At 61.3% G+C, this 15,144-nt stretch carries 15 protein-coding genes and 1 pseudogene; 9 read left to right on the top strand and 7 right to left on the bottom strand.

Annotated features, from left to right (window positions below; all coding sequences use genetic code 11):
* Positions 1-85: 85 nt before the first annotated feature.
* From RWJ89_RS07870 to RWJ89_RS07860, 3 genes and pseudogenes are all read left to right on the top strand, one after another.
* Positions 86-730: pseudogene (locus RWJ89_RS07870) on the top strand (ABC transporter ATP-binding protein); the annotation flags it as partial.
* A gap of 143 nt (positions 731-873) precedes the next feature.
* The gene (locus RWJ89_RS07865) at positions 874-1,251 is read left to right on the top strand and encodes a VOC family protein (RefSeq protein ID WP_065284099.1); all 378 of its coding nucleotides are present in this window, start codon (positions 874-876) and stop codon (positions 1,249-1,251) included.
* A gap of 19 nt (positions 1,252-1,270) precedes the next feature.
* Positions 1,271-2,164: an arginase family protein gene (locus RWJ89_RS07860; protein WP_316030808.1), complete on the top strand. Its 894-nt coding sequence runs from the start codon at positions 1,271-1,273 to the stop codon at positions 2,162-2,164.
* Between the two features lie 162 nt (positions 2,165-2,326).
* Here the strand turns inward: RWJ89_RS07860 and RWJ89_RS07855 are convergent, their stop codons facing one another.
* From RWJ89_RS07855 to RWJ89_RS07835, 5 genes are all read right to left on the bottom strand, one after another.
* Entirely contained in the window at positions 2,327-2,965 is a 639-nt protein-coding gene (locus RWJ89_RS07855) for a dihydrofolate reductase family protein (RefSeq protein ID WP_131662230.1), read from the bottom strand.
* 108 nt (positions 2,966-3,073) lie between these two features.
* On the bottom strand, positions 3,074-4,147 hold the full coding sequence (locus RWJ89_RS07850; protein WP_245503789.1) for an RNA polymerase subunit sigma-70: 1,074 nt from the start codon (positions 4,145-4,147) through the stop codon (positions 3,074-3,076).
* A gap of 226 nt (positions 4,148-4,373) precedes the next feature.
* Positions 4,374-5,474 (bottom strand): D-TA family PLP-dependent enzyme, encoded by a 1,101-nt coding sequence (locus RWJ89_RS07845; protein ID WP_316030807.1) that lies wholly within the window; start codon positions 5,472-5,474, stop codon positions 4,374-4,376.
* A complete protein-coding gene (locus tag RWJ89_RS07840) occupies positions 5,475-6,950 on the bottom strand; it encodes a M81 family metallopeptidase (RefSeq protein ID WP_221941291.1) in 1,476 nt (491 codons plus the stop codon).
* Positions 6,951-6,980: 30 nt separating this feature from the next.
* Entirely contained in the window at positions 6,981-7,463 is a 483-nt protein-coding gene (locus RWJ89_RS07835) for a hypothetical protein (RefSeq protein ID WP_131662227.1), read from the bottom strand.
* Positions 7,464-7,574: 111 nt separating this feature from the next.
* On the opposite strand from RWJ89_RS07835, the gene RWJ89_RS07830 reads away from it, so the two are divergent.
* The 5 genes from RWJ89_RS07830 (at position 7,575) to RWJ89_RS07810 (ending at position 12,209) form a co-directional block, all read left to right on the top strand.
* Positions 7,575-7,964, top strand: a complete 390-nt coding sequence (locus RWJ89_RS07830; RefSeq protein WP_077980065.1) for a RidA family protein — start codon at positions 7,575-7,577, stop codon at positions 7,962-7,964.
* A gap of 21 nt (positions 7,965-7,985) precedes the next feature.
* On the top strand, positions 7,986-8,849 hold the full coding sequence (locus RWJ89_RS07825) for a MurR/RpiR family transcriptional regulator (RefSeq protein WP_077980064.1): 864 nt from the start codon (positions 7,986-7,988) through the stop codon (positions 8,847-8,849).
* A gap of 23 nt (positions 8,850-8,872) precedes the next feature.
* Complete coding sequence (locus RWJ89_RS07820) at positions 8,873-9,649, top strand: SDR family oxidoreductase (protein WP_077980268.1); 777 nt, start codon at positions 8,873-8,875, stop codon at positions 9,647-9,649.
* A 61-nt stretch (positions 9,650-9,710) separates the two neighbouring features.
* On the top strand, positions 9,711-10,910 hold the full coding sequence (locus tag RWJ89_RS07815) for an MFS transporter (protein WP_168259017.1): 1,200 nt from the start codon (positions 9,711-9,713) through the stop codon (positions 10,908-10,910).
* A gap of 96 nt (positions 10,911-11,006) precedes the next feature.
* Entirely contained in the window at positions 11,007-12,209 is a 1,203-nt protein-coding gene (locus tag RWJ89_RS07810) for an ROK family transcriptional regulator (protein WP_316030806.1), read from the top strand.
* A gap of 14 nt (positions 12,210-12,223) precedes the next feature.
* Here the strand turns inward: RWJ89_RS07810 and RWJ89_RS07805 are convergent, their stop codons facing one another.
* The gene (locus RWJ89_RS07805; protein ID WP_316030805.1) at positions 12,224-13,138 is read right to left on the bottom strand and encodes a DMT family transporter; all 915 of its coding nucleotides are present in this window, start codon (positions 13,136-13,138) and stop codon (positions 12,224-12,226) included.
* Between the two features lie 278 nt (positions 13,139-13,416).
* On the opposite strand from RWJ89_RS07805, the gene RWJ89_RS07800 reads away from it, so the two are divergent.
* The gene (locus RWJ89_RS07800; protein WP_316030817.1) at positions 13,417-14,157 is read left to right on the top strand and encodes an AraC family transcriptional regulator; all 741 of its coding nucleotides are present in this window, start codon (positions 13,417-13,419) and stop codon (positions 14,155-14,157) included.
* An 86-nt stretch (positions 14,158-14,243) separates the two neighbouring features.
* Here RWJ89_RS07800 and RWJ89_RS07795 read toward each other — a convergent pair whose 3' ends face one another.
* Positions 14,244-15,059 (bottom strand): oxidoreductase, encoded by an 816-nt coding sequence (locus RWJ89_RS07795; protein WP_168305058.1) that lies wholly within the window; start codon positions 15,057-15,059, stop codon positions 14,244-14,246.
* Between the last annotated feature and the right edge of the window lie 85 nt (positions 15,060-15,144).

Raw genomic sequence — 15,144 nt, 5'->3', positions numbered from 1 at the left:
TTGGCGGTCGCAAGAGTAGTGATCGCCATGACCCCTTCCGCGGGGCTGCACCGCGATTAAGCCATCCCCGCGGGGCCGCGACATCCTCGACGCTGCGCTGCGCGCCGACATGCGTATCGAGCTTGCCAAGCTGCACAGGCAGTTGAAGGCGACGATGATCTATGTGACGCACGACCAGGTCGAGGCGATGACCATGGCCGACCGTATCGTCGTGCTGGATTCCGGCGACATCTCCCAGACGGGCGCGCCGCTGGAGCTTTATCACAAACCCGCAAACCAGTTCGTCGCCGGCTTCATCGGCAATCCGAAAATGAATTTCCTGCCCGTAATCTGCAAGGGCGTCAGCGCCAATGGCGTCGAGGTGGATTATCAAGGCCAGACAGCCGTTCTGCCGGTGACGCCGCGCGACGGCATGGCCGGCAAGGCTTTAACGCTCGGCATCCGGCCGGAGCATATCCAGCTTGGCGGCGGCGATATCGTCTTTACCGTGACCCCGACAGTCATCGAGCGCCTCGGGGCAAATACCGTCGCTTACGCCTCGCTCAACGGAGAGTCCGAGAATTTCTGCGCCATGCTGCCGGGCAGCGTTGGCATCCGTGCGGGCGCGCCGGTCGCGACCGGCATCAATGCCGCAGATTGCCACCTCTTCGACGAGGCGGGCATAGCTTTCGAGCGGCGCGTTGAGCTGACCGAAATCGATATGAACGTGATCAACCCGACGGCGGCTTGAACCGACTGGCTCCGTTTCAGAGGTTTGTCCTGCCAGGGATCGGTTGCGGGCAGGAAATGACACGCGAGGTGATTGCAAACAACGGTTTGAGGGAACAATGACCAAAAGCTGCCGTTAGGGGGACAAGGCTAGCGGAGGTAGTCGTGATCCACCATGTCTCGGTTGGGACGAATGATGTTGCGCGCTCGAAGCGCTTCTACGACGCCGTTTTACCCATCGTCGGAATTGTGCCGATGGCCGAGGACGAGGGTGGACTTGGTTACGGCAGTGGTACGTTTCATTTCAGCGTCCAGGTTCCGATTGATGGAAAACCAGCGACCGTGGGCAATGGCACTCATATCGCCTTTGCTGTCGAGGACCGTTCGATGGTCAATCAATTTTACGCAGCAGCACTAAAATATGGCGGCAGCGACGATGGCGCTCCGGGCCTGCGGCCGAGTTATGATGCGAACTATTATGGAGCGTTCGTCCGCGATCCGGACGGTCACAAGATCGAGGCCGTGACCTACTCCGCAAAATGACTCGCTCACGGAGGCGCGCATGCCGACCCTTCCCTATGCAATTCTCGAAGCTCCTTCCACGCTGGGCTTGGCGACCGAAGGTGTGGAGCACTTGCCCGACCGACTACAGGATCTCGGTCTTGCAGAGCGCATCCATGCGCACCGCGCCGAGCGTCTGGCGGTGCCACCGAAGGACCCTATGCCCGATCCCGAGACCGGTATCCTGAATGCCAGGGCAATCGCGGCGTGGTCGCCCAAGCTCGCCGACGCGGTGGAAGCGGTGCTTGACGCGGGCAGATTTCCGGTTGTACTCGGCGGCGATTGCACGATCCTGATGGGCTCGATGCTCGCCTTTCGACGGCGCGGCCGCTACGGCCTGTTCTTCATCGACGGCAACGCCGATTTCTTCCAGCCCGAGGCGGAACCCAATGGTGAGGGCGCCTCGATGGATCTTGCCTTGGTCACCGGCCACGGCCCGTCGCTCTTGACCGACATTGAAGGTCGCGGTCCTTTGGTCCGTTCCGAAGACGCCGTCGCCTTCGCATATCGCGATCATAAGGATCAGGAGGAGTACGGAAGCCAGCCGCTTCTCAAGGAGCTCAAGGCGATTGACCTTCCCGCCGTGCGCGCGATGGGCATCGAGGCGGCCGTGCGCGAAGCGGTCGACCACCTGACGCGAGAGGAATTGGATGGCTTCTTCATCCATCTCGACGCCGATTGCCTCGACGACGGCATCATGCCGGCTGTCGATTTCCGCGTGCCGGGCGGGTTAACATGGGACGAGCTAGAAACCGCGCTTCGGGTTGCCTTGGCGAGCGGCACGGCAGTCGGTATCGAGATCACCATCTACAATCCGCGCCTTGATGAGGACGGCAGCGCCGGGCGCGGCCTCGCCGACCTACTAGCCGCAGCGCTCGGAACAGCGGCGCACTGAACACGGCGAGCACGTCTGTTTTCCGCCGCGGACACACTCGCATGGCTGACCTCGCTACCGGCCGCTCTGGCCGGCAAGGCCGGCGGAGACACTGCCTAAGAGCAGACGTTCACTCCGAGGCAAGTTTCCCGACCCCGCGCTACTCGCCCATCTGGAGAGCATTCATCGTGCTGTTCCACCTGCTCCGGCAAGCGGACGCCCCGACGGCGTCCGCAAACAGTGCGCCCGGCAGTCGTAGTGCAAGGCTGCTATATCCGAGCCTGCGAGCTTGCGCTCGCCCAGCAGCTTGAACGGTGCACTCAAGCCAGGCTCGAATGTACGCACGCCCTCACCCAACACGACGTTGCCCACCAGAAGGTGAAACTCGTCGACAAAGCCATGTGCAAGCAAGTCATTGAAGAGAATGCGGCTGCCAAAGATCAGCAGGTCGTCACCGGCCTGAGCCTTGAGTTCAGCGATCCGCGCATGCACGCGTGTCCTGCTCACCACCTCGGTGCCGGCCCAAGGCGACGTTTTTGCCAGAACCAGCGTGTCGCTGGCGACGAGCTTGCGTGCAGCGTCGACACGCTCGGCGATCTCGCTTTGCACCGGGTCGTTGGACGGACTGCGATCGACATTCGGCCAATAGGCCTCGAACATGGGGAACGTGACTGCACCGAAGAGCAGCGTGCCCGCGTTGCGCAAGAGTTCAAGATTGTGGGCGTCGAACGCCTCCCCCATTGGCAGCATGTCAAGCCGGCCATCCGGGCCGGCGCAGTAGTTGTCGAGGGAGCTCAGAATGCTGACGACGAGCTTGGCCATCGCGAATGTCCTTCTGCTGAACGAGTGATGCAGTCCCGAACCTTTCGGGCCTGTCGTTCCCTTAGAGACATAGCGATGCGGAAACTCATCGCTCCGTGGCGAAAATTCCTAGTGAAACTCGTCGCGCATTCCGAACCGGCTGCAGACTGCAGGGTCAAGAAAGCTGTCGATGGCAGTAATGTGGCCGTCGTACACGCTCAGCAGCACGACGCCACCCGGCCGGAAGCGGTCGTCACCAGCTTGCTTCAGATAGCAGGCGAATCCGGGCTGGCCGTTGCCGCGTAAAGAGTGGAGCCGCCAGGGAGTCTCGAACACGCGTTCTGCGAAGAATTTTCCGACAAACTCGCGACCACTGAACCATGCCGGCAGCGGCGGCATTGTGAAGCGGACATCATCGGCTAGTAGGTTCACCATTGCTGTGACGTCGCGGCGTTCCCAAGCGGATACGAAGGCATGCAGCAGGAGTTCGAGCCCCTGCGCATCAACTTGCAGCATCTCGCCCGACTGCACGGTTGCGGGCTTCTTCGCCCTCACCGTTTGTCGAGAGCGCTGCAGCGCACTGTTGACTGAGGCCACGGTGGTTCCAAGGATGTCGGCGGTCTCGGTGGCCGAGTACCCAAGCACCTCGCGTAGCAGCAGTACGGCGCGCTGCGTGCCGGGCAAGTGCTGTAACATGGCAACGAATGCAAGTCCTATGTATTCGCGACGCAGCAGTATCGCTGCTGGATCTTCGTTGGGCGCACTCCCGTACAGCAGTTCGCTATCCGGCATTGGTTCCAGCCACACGGGCCCCTGCACCGGCTCGCCCAGTTCGGCTGTGGACCGAAGCGGCGGGGCGAGATCGCCTGACGCTAGACGCCGAGGGCGTCTCGAAATCATGCGAAGGCAAATGCGCGTGGCGATGCTGTTGAGCCACGTGCCGAGCGAACTGCGTGCCTCGAAAGACCCTAGGCCACGCCATGCACCGAGTAGTGTCTCCTGCAGAGCATCGTCGGCATCAAAGGGCGAGCCGAGCATGCGATAGCAATGCGTGTGTAGCGGCTTGCGATAGGGCTTCATGAGCTGGTCGAATGCCGATGTGTCACCAGCTCTTGCTTGCTGCAGCCACTCGCTTTCAGCTGGATCGGCCGCGTTCTTTACCACCACCTGTCGCACCGTGTGCTGTGACATGTCGAAGACCATGGGTTGGGCGCGCTATGGCCAGAATATTCGCTCTCCGAGGGGCACCTTAGTCTGGACGTTCGCTTCCGAGAAGGTACGTATCTTACCGCTGCGAGCTTCCCCGACCGGCACATGACGTCACGCTTGTCGCTATTTGGACGCCAGGAGCCGCCTGATCGCGAGTAATTCATCGACAGCCGCGGCCTTTGGCGATCAGGGCCATTTCGCCCTCAGCCGCAACCGCCTCCTACCAGACGAGACCGCGGGCCGCGACATCCTCGACGCGGGTGACGATGCCGCCCCGATGGAAGACCATCGTGTCGAACAGATTGGACACCACGCAGGTGTGGTTCGGGATGATGAAGAGCTTCTGGCCGATTTGCGGCCGGGGGCCGGTGCAATTCGAAAGATCGATCACGCCGTGTTCTTCCGAGAGACTGCTGATCCGCGCCTCGGGATAACCGACGATCAACCCGTAATCGCTAAAACCCTGAAGATCCGATGTCAGCGCCTTCGACCCGGCATCGATGACGGCACGGTCGGCGTTTGGCCGCGACACGACGGTTGCCAGCACGTGCATCGCGCAATCGTCCTCGGTGCAATGGCCCATGCGCACCATCTGGCGATCATTGTAGATATAGGTGCCGGCGCGATGTTCCGTGGCTGAGATGACGAGATGCGCCTCGAAGAGGCTTGGCGTTCCGCCATTGCTGACGATCGGGCAGGTTAGGCCTTCCGTTTTCAGCTGTTTCAGCGTCTCGGCGGTGAAGGCTTCCACGGGGGCCGCCGATTGCGGCTTCGGATAGGTCACGATGCCGCCGAAGGTGAGGCCGTCGGCAGCGGCGATGCGTCTGGCGAGCGAGGCCGCCTCCCCCGGTGTCTGCACGCCGCAGCGGCCGCCGCCGGTATCGCATTCGACCAGTACGTTCAGCGGCTTGTGGCCGGAGAAATGCGCCGCGAGCCCGTCGACCGTCACTTCGCTGTCGGCGACGACCTTGAGGGCCGAAATTCTCTCGTTCAACCTGGCCAGCCGCTCGAGCTTCTGCGGTCCGAGGATATTGAAGGTGATGAGGATATCCTCGAAGCCGGCTTCGGCAAAGACTTCGGCTTCCGTCACCTTCTGGCAATTGATGCCCTTGGCGCCGGCGGCAACCTGCGCGACGGCGAGAGCCGGGATCTTGTGCGTCTTGATATGCGGGCGGAAGTTCAGCCCGTGCTGATCCATATAGGATTGAACGCGGTCTATGTTTGCCGCCAGCCTGTCTTCGTCGATCACAGGACGCGGCGTCGACAGATCGGCGATTCTGTCGCCTGCCTTGGCGATGACGGCAAACCGGTTGTCATGCATCTAGGCGGCTCCGCGTTCTGGTCCGTGTGGATCGGCGATGATCGGCCATATGGTCTTCGGTGCCCGCCGGTACGGCGTCGTCGCCGGATTATTGGGATAGGGCGTTCCGGCCGAGCAGTAAAGGATCTCCGCCGCGATCTTCGAGAAGGACGCGAAGAAGTGGTTGGTGGATTTGATCACCAGGATCTTCTGCCTTGCGGGGTCGATGCCCATCGCCGAAAAAAGGCTCGGATCGAAGCTTTGAGCGCGCGTCGAATTGAGGATAATGTCGATGCCGTCAAGCACGATATGTGCGGCATCGCCGAAAGGTGCGAGGCTCTCGCCGAACTGCATCTCTGCATTCTTCACCAGCTTGACGATCTTGACGGTGCCGTCGACGGGATTGCCGGTGCCGGGCGCCGACTTGGCGCCGAAGCGCAACGGAATTTCCGCCCCCTCGCCCGCCGCAAAACAAATCTGGACGGCCATCGGATCCCAGATGGTGCCGATCGCAGCACTCGTGACGCCGCGGGCCATGAGCTCCCCGAGGATAACAGTCGCATCCCCTGCTGTGCCGCCGCCCGGATTGTCCCAGACATCGGCGATAACGACCGGCCATGCGGTGGCAGTCATCGCGCGCGCGACGGCTTCTTTCTCGTCGATCTGCGGAACCATGAAGGTGCCGCGCTTCGAAAACAGTTCAAGGCCGAGTTCGCGCGCCAAATCCGCGCCCTTTTCCGGCTTATTGTCCGTCACGACAAGCAGCTTCGTTCCCATTTCGGGAACGTCGCCCACCATGAAGCCGTGGATCACCGAAATCGACAGGATGTCCGGATCATCCTTCTCGATCTGCATGATCTTGTCGACGAAGGAACGCATGGGCTCGCGTGATGTCGGGAAAACGTCGATCATCTTGCAGTCGAACACCGACATATCAGGCCTGACGCGGCTTTCGAGCGTCTCGACCGCAATGCGCCAGAGGTCCTCGGCGCGGTCGACGAAGTCCGTGTGCGGAAATTCTTTGAAATAGACGGCGAAATCGAGAGCGGCGACGCGTTTTGCGGTGAGATGGCTGTGCGGATCGAGCTCGGCGCAGATGAGGACATCGGGCCCGACGATCTCGCGGATGCGTGAGAGAAGATCGCCTTCCGTATCCTCGTATCCGGCTGCCACCATGGCGCCGTGCAGGCCCATGACAACGGCGTCGACAGGCATTGCCGCGCTGAGTTGCCCGAGGATTTCGTCACGCAATTCCTCGTAGGTCGCCCGGTTGACGAGGCCTGCGGGGTCTGCCCAGGTGGCGGTTCCCTCAATCAGTTCCCAACCCTTTTCCCGGGTGACGCGCCTTCCGACGGTGATCGGCGCAGTGCACAGCGTCGGCGTTTCGGGATGTTGACCGGGGGGCGCATAAAGCGAGGCTTCGAATGCGCGGCGATCCACGCAGATCGGGGAAAAGGTGTTGGTCTCGGTCGCCAGTGCCGCCGTGAAAATGCGCAAGTAAGTCGCTTTCGTGTTGTCGGCTCTGCTCTACCCCATCGGGTTCGGCAGGTAGCCGGTGAAACCTGAGATTTTCCAGCGTCCTTGGTGAAGCCTGCAATAATAGAGCGTCTGCCATTGCAGGACGTCCCGGGTATCGTCGCTCTTGGTAATGCCGCCGTCGAATTTCTTGCGAACGAGGGCCATTTCGCCCTCGATTTCGATATCCTCAAGCGTCGTCGTGGTGAAGATCGCCATGCGCGCATCTTCTGCGAAACTCTGCTCGGCGAAATCGTTTGCCTGCCTCAGCCATTCCTGGCGATAGGCCGACAGCGTCGGAAATGCCAGACGCCACCTGTCGGGGCTGACCTGCTTCTGGGCATCGATACCGATAAAGCCCTCTTCGACGAAGTCATGTTCCACCATCGACCAATCGGCCGCCAGAAACGCATCGATATCGCGCGCAACGAGCATTTCCCAGATGGCATGCCGGGCGCTGTCGGACGGGAATGGATTCTGGAAAGGATCGCGCATATCAGCCCCGGATTGAAATTCTTTTCATAAATCGCGTTTTTCACTGGTCAAATTCTGCTTTCTATGGTCACTTGTCAACTTATCAAGAAAATAATTTGCAAGGACTCCAGCATGCCGATCAAGCGCTATGGCACTGTTCAAACGGGCGCCGGCGGCAAGGCGCTGCCTTTCGCACGTGCGGTCGAAGCCGACGGATGGCTGTACGTTTCCGGCCAGGTTGCGATGGAAAATGGCGAAATCATCGACGGCAATATTATCGCCCAGACCCACAAGACGATTGCCAACATCCTTTCGATCCTCGATGAGGCCGGATACGGCGTCGAGGACGTCGTGCGCGTCGGCGTCTGGCTCGATGATCCACGCGATTTCTGGACCTTCAACAAAATCTATGAGGAGTATTTCGGCGAACATCCGCCGGCACGCGCCTGTGTGCAATCGTCGATGATGGTTGATTGCAAGGTTGAGATCGACTGCGTGGCCTATAAGAAGAAGGACGCATAGCGAGCCATCGGGGGGACGGGTTTGGATATCTTTTCGACGTTGCAGGAAGATAGGGGTCGGCTCTCTCCCTCCGAGAGCCGCATCGCGGAGATCATTGTCAACGACTTCGAATTTGCCGTGAATGCCTCGATCATCGAGCTGGCGGAACGGGCCGAGGTATCGCCGCCGACCGTCACGCGCTTTTGCCGGCGGCTCGGTTGCGAGAGCTTTTCCGACTTCAAGGTGCAGCTTGCCCGCACCGCCCATATCGGCGTTCGTTATCTGAAACCGGAATCGAAAAGCACCGATCCGGCCGATGTCGCCCAGGATATCATCACCAAAGCCCAGAACGCGCTCTTTCTCCTGCACCGGTCACTCGATCTTACCGCGATCGAAGCCGCCGTTTCGCATATCGCCAAGGCCGATATGATCTATGCGTTCGGGTCGGGCGGCAATTCGTCGATGATTGCCGACGAGCTCCAGAACCGGCTCTTCCGTCTCGGGCTTCGTATCACCGCAAGTTCCGACCACAGCATGCAGCTGATGATGGCTGCCGCGGCAAGACCCGGCGACGTGTTGATCGGCTCGTCCTTCTCGGGGCGCAATATGGAGCTGGTGCGCGCCTTCGAGCTTGCCCGCCAGACCAAGGTGAAGACGATCGCGCTCACCCAGACGGCCAGCCCGGTTGCCAAGGCGGCCGAAATCGTCGTGGCGATCGACCTTCCCGAGGGCCACAATATCTATCGCCCGACCTCGACGCGCATCGCCTACATCGCGACGATCGATATCCTGTCGAGCCTGGTCGCCTATGCCGTTCAGCCGAAGGCGACGACCACGCTTCGGCGTATCAAGCAGCAGCTTGTCATTCACCGTGACGGCGACGACCGGCAATTGCTTGGAGATTGAGGTTCATGAACGGGAGCTACGGAATGACGCAGTCGATAGCCATCGTTACCGGCGCTGCAGGCGATATCGGCGCGGCGATCGCCGCACGGCTCGCCGATGACCACGACGTCGTGTTGCTCGCCGACATCGATGCCGCGGCCGCAGCTGCCGTGGCATTGAAGCTCGGGCCGGACAATCGCTTCATCGCCGTCCAAAGCGATGTGACCAGCGAGACGAGCATCGCCGAATTGGCAAGACGCGCTGCCGACGTCGGCGTGGTTCGAACCCTGGTCAACAATGCGGGTGCTGCCCGCGCGACCAGCCTGCATGAGACGACGCCCGAGATCTGGCGGGCGGACAATGCGCTTAATCTCGAAGCGGCATTCTTATGTTTCCGCGCATTCGAGCCCATGCTGAAGGCCTCGAGGGGTTCGGTCGTCAACATCGCCTCGGTCAACGGCATGCATGTCTTCGGACACCCGGCCTATAGCGTCGCTAAGGCAGGCCTTCTGCATTTTACCCGACTGGTCGCCGTGGAATACGGCAAGTTCGGCATCCGGTCCAACGCCGTCGCGCCCGGTACGGTAAAAACGCAGGCCTGGGAAGCACGCGCGGCAGCCAATCCCAACGTTTTCGAGGAAGCGTGCCGCTGGTATCCGCTGCAGCGCGTCGTCGATCCGAAAGATGTCGCCAATGCCGTGGCCTTCCTCGCCGGTCCCCTGGCCGCAGCGATATCAGGCGTCTGCCTGCCTGTCGATTGCGGCCTCACGGCCGGCCAGGCCGAACTCGCGCGGACCTTTTCACAATCGGAACATTACTGAAACCCTGAGGAAGACAAGAGGGGCAGGTTGTGAAGCCGGCTTACGTCTGATCGATGACCGCATGAGCCGACTTTTTCCCGACGTCTTCCGCAATCCGGCGATCCGCGCCTGCATGATCGCCATTTTCACCTTCGGGATGGCGGGGGCGATGACCGCACCCTACCGCTCGATCATCGGCATCCGCGAATTGGGCTTGAGCGACGGCCTCTATTCCTTCCTGAGTTTCGTCTCCGCGGCGGTGAACGTCGTCATCAGCATTCTGCTCGGCAATCTCGCCGACCGGCTGGGTGAGTACCGATCGACGATGATCGGCGCCTGCCTCTTCGGCATCGTCGGCTACGGCATGGTCTACGCCTCTCCAACCGCGGCCGTCTTCGTCATCAGCGGCTTGCTGCCGCTGCCGATCTACGGGGCGCTGAACTCGCTGCTGTTTGCCAATGCGCGTGCGGCGATGCACGGCATGAGCCGAAGCGAGATGGTGACGGCCAACGCCGGCGTGCGCGCCATGATCTCGCTGTCCTGGGTGCTGATCCCCGGCATCACCGGCCTGCTGCTGTCTGGCGCATCGAGCATGCTGCCGGCCTACCTCTTTGCCGCCATCTCGTGTCTGCTCTGCCAGGGCATCATCCTGTTCGCCTTGCCGAAGCGGGCGGCGACGGAGATGGCAGCAGTTCATCATCTCACCTATCTCGGTGCGCTTCGCCAGGTGGTCTCGCCGCGAATATCCGCGCATATTTGCGGGGTGGCGCTGATCACCAGCACGCTGCATCTCAATGACGCCCTGCTGCCATTGATTGTCACCGGTGCCGCGCATGGCAGGCTTAGCGATGTCGGCATTCTCGTCGGCATCGTCGCATTGCTGGAGGTCGTCTTCATCATCATCTGGTCGCGGATCGCCCGGAAAACCGGCCAAATGACGGCGCTTGCCGCCGGCACCATCATCTACGCCGTCTTCCTCAGCCTTCTCGGCCTTGCCTCTGAGCCGTGGCATCTCTATGCGCTCACCGTGCTCGCCGGCATCGGAGCGGCGGCGATCATCAGCTTTCCGATCACCTATCTGCAGGATCTGATTGCCGACCGACCGGGGCTCGGCAGTGCGCTGATCTCCGTCAACATCTTTGCCAGCGCCGGCATCGGCGCGCTGGTTTTTGCCGCCGGCACCTATGTGACCGGCTATTCTGGAACCGCCATCCTGAGCGCCGTCACAGGACTATCGGGGATAGCGCTCCTCGGCTTTCTGCAGAGACACCATGCCCATTGAGCCGATGCCACGGCAAACAGGACGTGACGAAGAATGGAGCTTTCATCAGTGTTCGTCTTGTGACAAGGGTGATGCTGCATTTCCTTTGAAGGCGACATGAAGGCAATCTCCGGCACGAATCTCGAGCAGGCCAAGTCTCACAACCGGCGTGTGGTGATCGAGGCTGTCCGCACCAACGGTCCCTTGTCGCGCGCGGCAATCGCCCGGATGACGGCGCTGACTGCTCAAACTGTTTCGAATATCGTCGAGGAACTGGAGAGATCGCACCTTCTCGTTCCGTCCGAGGCGCAGAAGCTGGCGCGCGGCCAGCCGATCATCCCTTACACCATCAATCCGCGCGGCGCCTATTCGATAGGCCTCGAACTTGGCCGCCAGCGCGCAAGCGGGGTCCTGACGGATCTCTCCGGCGCCGTTTGCGCGCGCATCGAACGCCACGTCGAACATCCCGATCCGCAAAGGGCGATGCCGGCTCTCCAGTCCATCGTCGAGGATCTTCAGCAGGCCTTCACATTCGACCGGAACAGGCTGCTCGGCGTCGGGATGGCCCTGCCCGGCCGCTATGCCGATGGCGGCACCACGTCGCTCAGCCCGCAGAGCCTGCCCGGCTGGCAGGATTTTCCTGTCGCGCTTGAGCTCGAACAGCGGGTCAGAGTGCCGGTGCTGGTCGAAAACGATGCGACGGCAGCCGCGATTGGCGAGCGTCTTCATGGCGTCGCCCGCGGTTTGGGCAGCTTCGTCTATCTGTTTCTCGCAGGCGGCGGCGGTATCGGCGCCGGAATGTTCCTCGACGGTCACCTCTACAAGGGCAGCCGCAACAATGCCGGCGAGATCGGGCATATCATCGTCGAACCGCATGGCAAGCTTTGCAGCTGCGGCAAGCGCGGCTGTCTGGATCGCTATGTGTCACCGGCCGTCGCCTATGAATTCATGGGCATTGCCAATGCCGAGGAGCTGTCGTCCGACGATCTCGATGCTCTGATCGCCAAGGGCGGCGAAGGTCTCGACGCCTGGCTGGATCAGGCCGTCCAGCCGCTGCGGCAGACCGTCGATTTTCTGGAGCTTGCCTTCGATCCGCAGACCATAGTGCTCGGCGGCAGCATATCGACATCGCTGATGCGGCGGCTTGCAGAGCGGCTGGAGCCGCTGCATACCCCGATCGACCCCAATCAAAAGCGGACGGTACCCCGCGTGATGATCGGCATGACCGGCAAGGATACGGCAATCCTCGGCGCCGCCGCCCTGCCGATCTTTTCCGAAACCAATCCGCGCTTCGACGTCCTGCAAAAGCCGCTCGGCTAATACACCTCGGCCCCTTATCCGCCTGCCGGCAGCCTCGCATCCGACTGCCGCGGCCGACGGGCTAGAGGTCGCGCAAAGATGACCACGTTGCCGAGAAGCGTCAGCGCCAGGCCGATCAGGCCTGGACCACTCCAGTGGTAGCCCTCGAAGACCGTCGACAACGACAGGGCGACGATCGGGAACAGGACGGTGGCATAGGCAGCGCGTGAGGAGCCGATGCGGGACACCAGCATGAGGTAGGTGGTGAAGCCGATCACCGATCCGATTGCCGCGAGATAGAGCAGGGCGGCAAGATAGGTGATGTCAGGCGGCGCCACGATCGGCGTTCGCGTCACGGCAATCAGGAAGAAAAGGACGATCGTGCCATAGGTCATGCCCCAGGCATTGGCGGTCAGCGGTGAGATTCCGACCGCGCTGTTTCGACGCGATGCCATATTGCCGAGCGAGAAAAACAGCGTGCCAAGCGCTGCGAGCCCGATCCCTTTCAACGTGCCCATATCGAAATCGACGGCAACGTCCTGTCCGAAAAGGAGGAGGAGGCCGGCTGCTCCGAGCGCCGCTGCGAGAAGCGTGCGACCTGTAATGCCGTCGCCGAAGAAGAGGCGCGCATTGACGGCATTATAGATCGTCGCGAGCGAGAAGATCACGGAGATCAGCCCGGACGGGATGAAGGCGGCGGCGTTGTAGAAACAGATGAAGTTGAGGCTGAACAGGCAGAGCGCTTGCGCAAGGATGAAAGGTTGATCGCGCAAGGCAGGGAACTTGAGCCGCTGCATGACAGCCAGGATGGCGACGAGGATCACGGCTGCGACCGCAAATCTGTAAAAGACCGAGACCAAGACCGGCACGGGACCGACCTGCATCGCAATGGCGATCCAAGTCGTCCCCCATATCAGGACGGTGGCGATGAAGAGAGCGGCATTTGCCATGGCGTGATCCTCGTTTTCGCGACCAGTAGGCGAACCGCGAGCAGGTCTCTTGCAGATTCTTGCTATGAAATCGATCTGCCCGGACTTCCCCGCTCGCCATGCGGGTCGTCCACCGGTACTGTTCGCAAGGCGTGGCCTTGTGTGGGGAAGAATTGGTGAAAGATAGCCGCCTTTCGGTTTTCAGGTTTCTGTCCGCATCCCCTACTGCACGGATGTCACAGTCCATCGATTTGGGTTTCGGGCGATCGGCGGCCATCTGGAGCAATGCACACGACAGGATGAGCTATGAGCGGCCGAACGGTCATACGTTCAGTCTTTATCTGAGAGGCGGCGCCGGAACGCGTCGTCTGGATGGCATTCTCGGCGCGCGCGGCCGTCCGGGGGTCCTGTGCATCATGCCACAGGAGCACTCGTCCGAATGGGAAATCACCGACTTCTCCGAATTCGTCCATCTGTATGTTCCCGACGACCAGATGCGCCGGATGTTTGCGGAGACGTTTGACCGCGATTCCAGGCTCATGGCACTTCCCGAATTGACCTTCGCAGATGCACCCGCCTTGGCGCACACGCTTCGGCGGATGACGAAGGCGATGTTGACGGGCGGTCATCTGCTGGCTGAAGAAGCGATGACGCAGGCGATCAACGACTTCTTCGTTGATCCGCGTTATGGAGCGATGCGTCCCTGCGTGATCAGCGGCGGCCTCGCTCCTCATGTGCGGCGCCGGAGTCTGGAGTATATCGAGGCCCATCTCGGCGAGACAATCCGCTTGCAGGATCTGGCGGCGATCGGGCAGCTCAGCGCCTTTCACTTTCAGCGGATGTTCCGAGCAAGCTATGGTGTGTCCCCGCATGGCTGGGTGGCCCACCGGCGTGTCGAGCGCGCCAAATCGATGTTATCAGGCATGGACCCAATCGCGCAGATCGCTTCGGCCTGCGGCTTCAGCAGCCAGAGCCACATGACACGGGCATTTAAATTGGGCACAGGCGTCACACCCTCTGCCTACCGGCAACGACAGTGAAGCGCCTTCGCTCGACACGTGTTTGTTCGCTGTGAGCGGGGCGGGAGGGCAGCCTTGATCTCTTGACCGATAACGCCGGCGCTGGCTCAACCGGGAAGTTTGTTGAATTTCCGGAGGCTCTTGTCGACGAAGGACTCGGGCAGGAAGCGGCGGATGAAACGCACCTGTCCTGCTGCTTTCCCGGCTGTGTAACGTCTCTTGGGCGAGGCCGCATTGGCAGCCCGGATGACGGTTGCGGCGACCACTTCGGGCGCATCGCCCTTTGAGATGATCTCGCGCATCAGCTTCTCCGCGTCGGCGCGCACCGCATCGTAGACGGCAAGCGGCCGGTCCGGCCGCGTGATGTTCTCCTCGAAGGAGGTGCGGGTGATGCCTGGTTCGACGAGCACGACGCGGATGCCCTGCGTGCGCACTTCATGATCGAGGGATTCCGAATAACCTTCGATCGCGTGCTTAGTCGCTGCGTAGAGCGCGTTGAAGGGCGCCGGGATCAGCCCGAGGATCGAGCTCAGGTTGACGATCCGGCCGCTGCGCTGCCGCCGCATCACCGGCAGCACGGCATTGGTCATACGCATCGTGCCGAAGACGTTGACGTCGAACACGGCTTTGGCCTGCGCCGTCGTCGATTCCTCGGCGCCGCCGAGCAGGCCGATCCCGGCATTGTTGACGAGAAGATCGATCCGTCCCGTGCGTTTCAGAACCTCGTCGACGACGCTCTGCACGGATTGATCGTCGATGACGTCGCAGACCAACATGGTGATGCCGTCGGCGGTGTCGGCCATCGGCCTTCGGCTGGTGCCGAACACCCGGTAACCGTCGCGTAGCAAGGCCTTAGCCGTCACCAGCCCGATGCCGGAGGAGGCCCCGGTGACCAGGGCAATGCCGCGTTCTCTTTTGCTCATCGATGTCTGCCTTCGTTTTTGTCATGGAACATCCATGCGCACTCTGTTACTATCAAAAAGATAGCAAGTCACTACTAAAAAGATA

This window comes from Rhizobium sp. 10PS4, from assembly GCF_032464805.1.
Taxonomy (GTDB): domain Bacteria; phylum Pseudomonadota; class Alphaproteobacteria; order Rhizobiales; family Rhizobiaceae; genus Rhizobium; species Rhizobium laguerreae.
This window is presented reverse-complemented; position numbering and strand designations above follow the sequence as displayed.

What these genes read in the sequence shown, in the direction of transcription:
- RWJ89_RS07830 (WP_077980065.1), top strand. Translation starts at nt 7,575, where the DNA reads ATGCCGATCAAGCGCTATGGCACTGTTCAAACGGGCGCCGGCGGCAAG.
- RWJ89_RS07800 (WP_316030817.1), top strand. Translation starts at nt 13,417, where the DNA reads ATGAGCTATGAGCGGCCGAACGGTCATACGTTCAGTCTTTATCTGAGA.
- RWJ89_RS07845 (WP_316030807.1), bottom strand. Translation starts at nt 5,474, where the DNA reads ATGCATGACAACCGGTTTGCCGTCATCGCCAAGGCAGGCGACAGAATC.
- RWJ89_RS07810 (WP_316030806.1), top strand. Translation starts at nt 11,007, where the DNA reads ATGAAGGCAATCTCCGGCACGAATCTCGAGCAGGCCAAGTCTCACAAC.
- RWJ89_RS07855 (WP_131662230.1), bottom strand. Translation starts at nt 2,965, where the DNA reads ATGGCCAAGCTCGTCGTCAGCATTCTGAGCTCCCTCGACAACTACTGC.
- RWJ89_RS07795 (WP_168305058.1), bottom strand. Translation starts at nt 15,059, where the DNA reads ATGAGCAAAAGAGAACGCGGCATTGCCCTGGTCACCGGGGCCTCCTCC.
- RWJ89_RS07850 (WP_245503789.1), bottom strand. Translation starts at nt 4,147, where the DNA reads ATGGTCTTCGACATGTCACAGCACACGGTGCGACAGGTGGTGGTAAAG.
- RWJ89_RS07835 (WP_131662227.1), bottom strand. Translation starts at nt 7,463, where the DNA reads ATGCGCGATCCTTTCCAGAATCCATTCCCGTCCGACAGCGCCCGGCAT.
- RWJ89_RS07860 (WP_316030808.1), top strand. Translation starts at nt 1,271, where the DNA reads ATGCCGACCCTTCCCTATGCAATTCTCGAAGCTCCTTCCACGCTGGGC.
- RWJ89_RS07815 (WP_168259017.1), top strand. Translation starts at nt 9,711, where the DNA reads ATGAGCCGACTTTTTCCCGACGTCTTCCGCAATCCGGCGATCCGCGCC.
- RWJ89_RS07805 (WP_316030805.1), bottom strand. Translation starts at nt 13,138, where the DNA reads ATGGCAAATGCCGCTCTCTTCATCGCCACCGTCCTGATATGGGGGACG.
- RWJ89_RS07820 (WP_077980268.1), top strand. Translation starts at nt 8,873, where the DNA reads ATGACGCAGTCGATAGCCATCGTTACCGGCGCTGCAGGCGATATCGGC.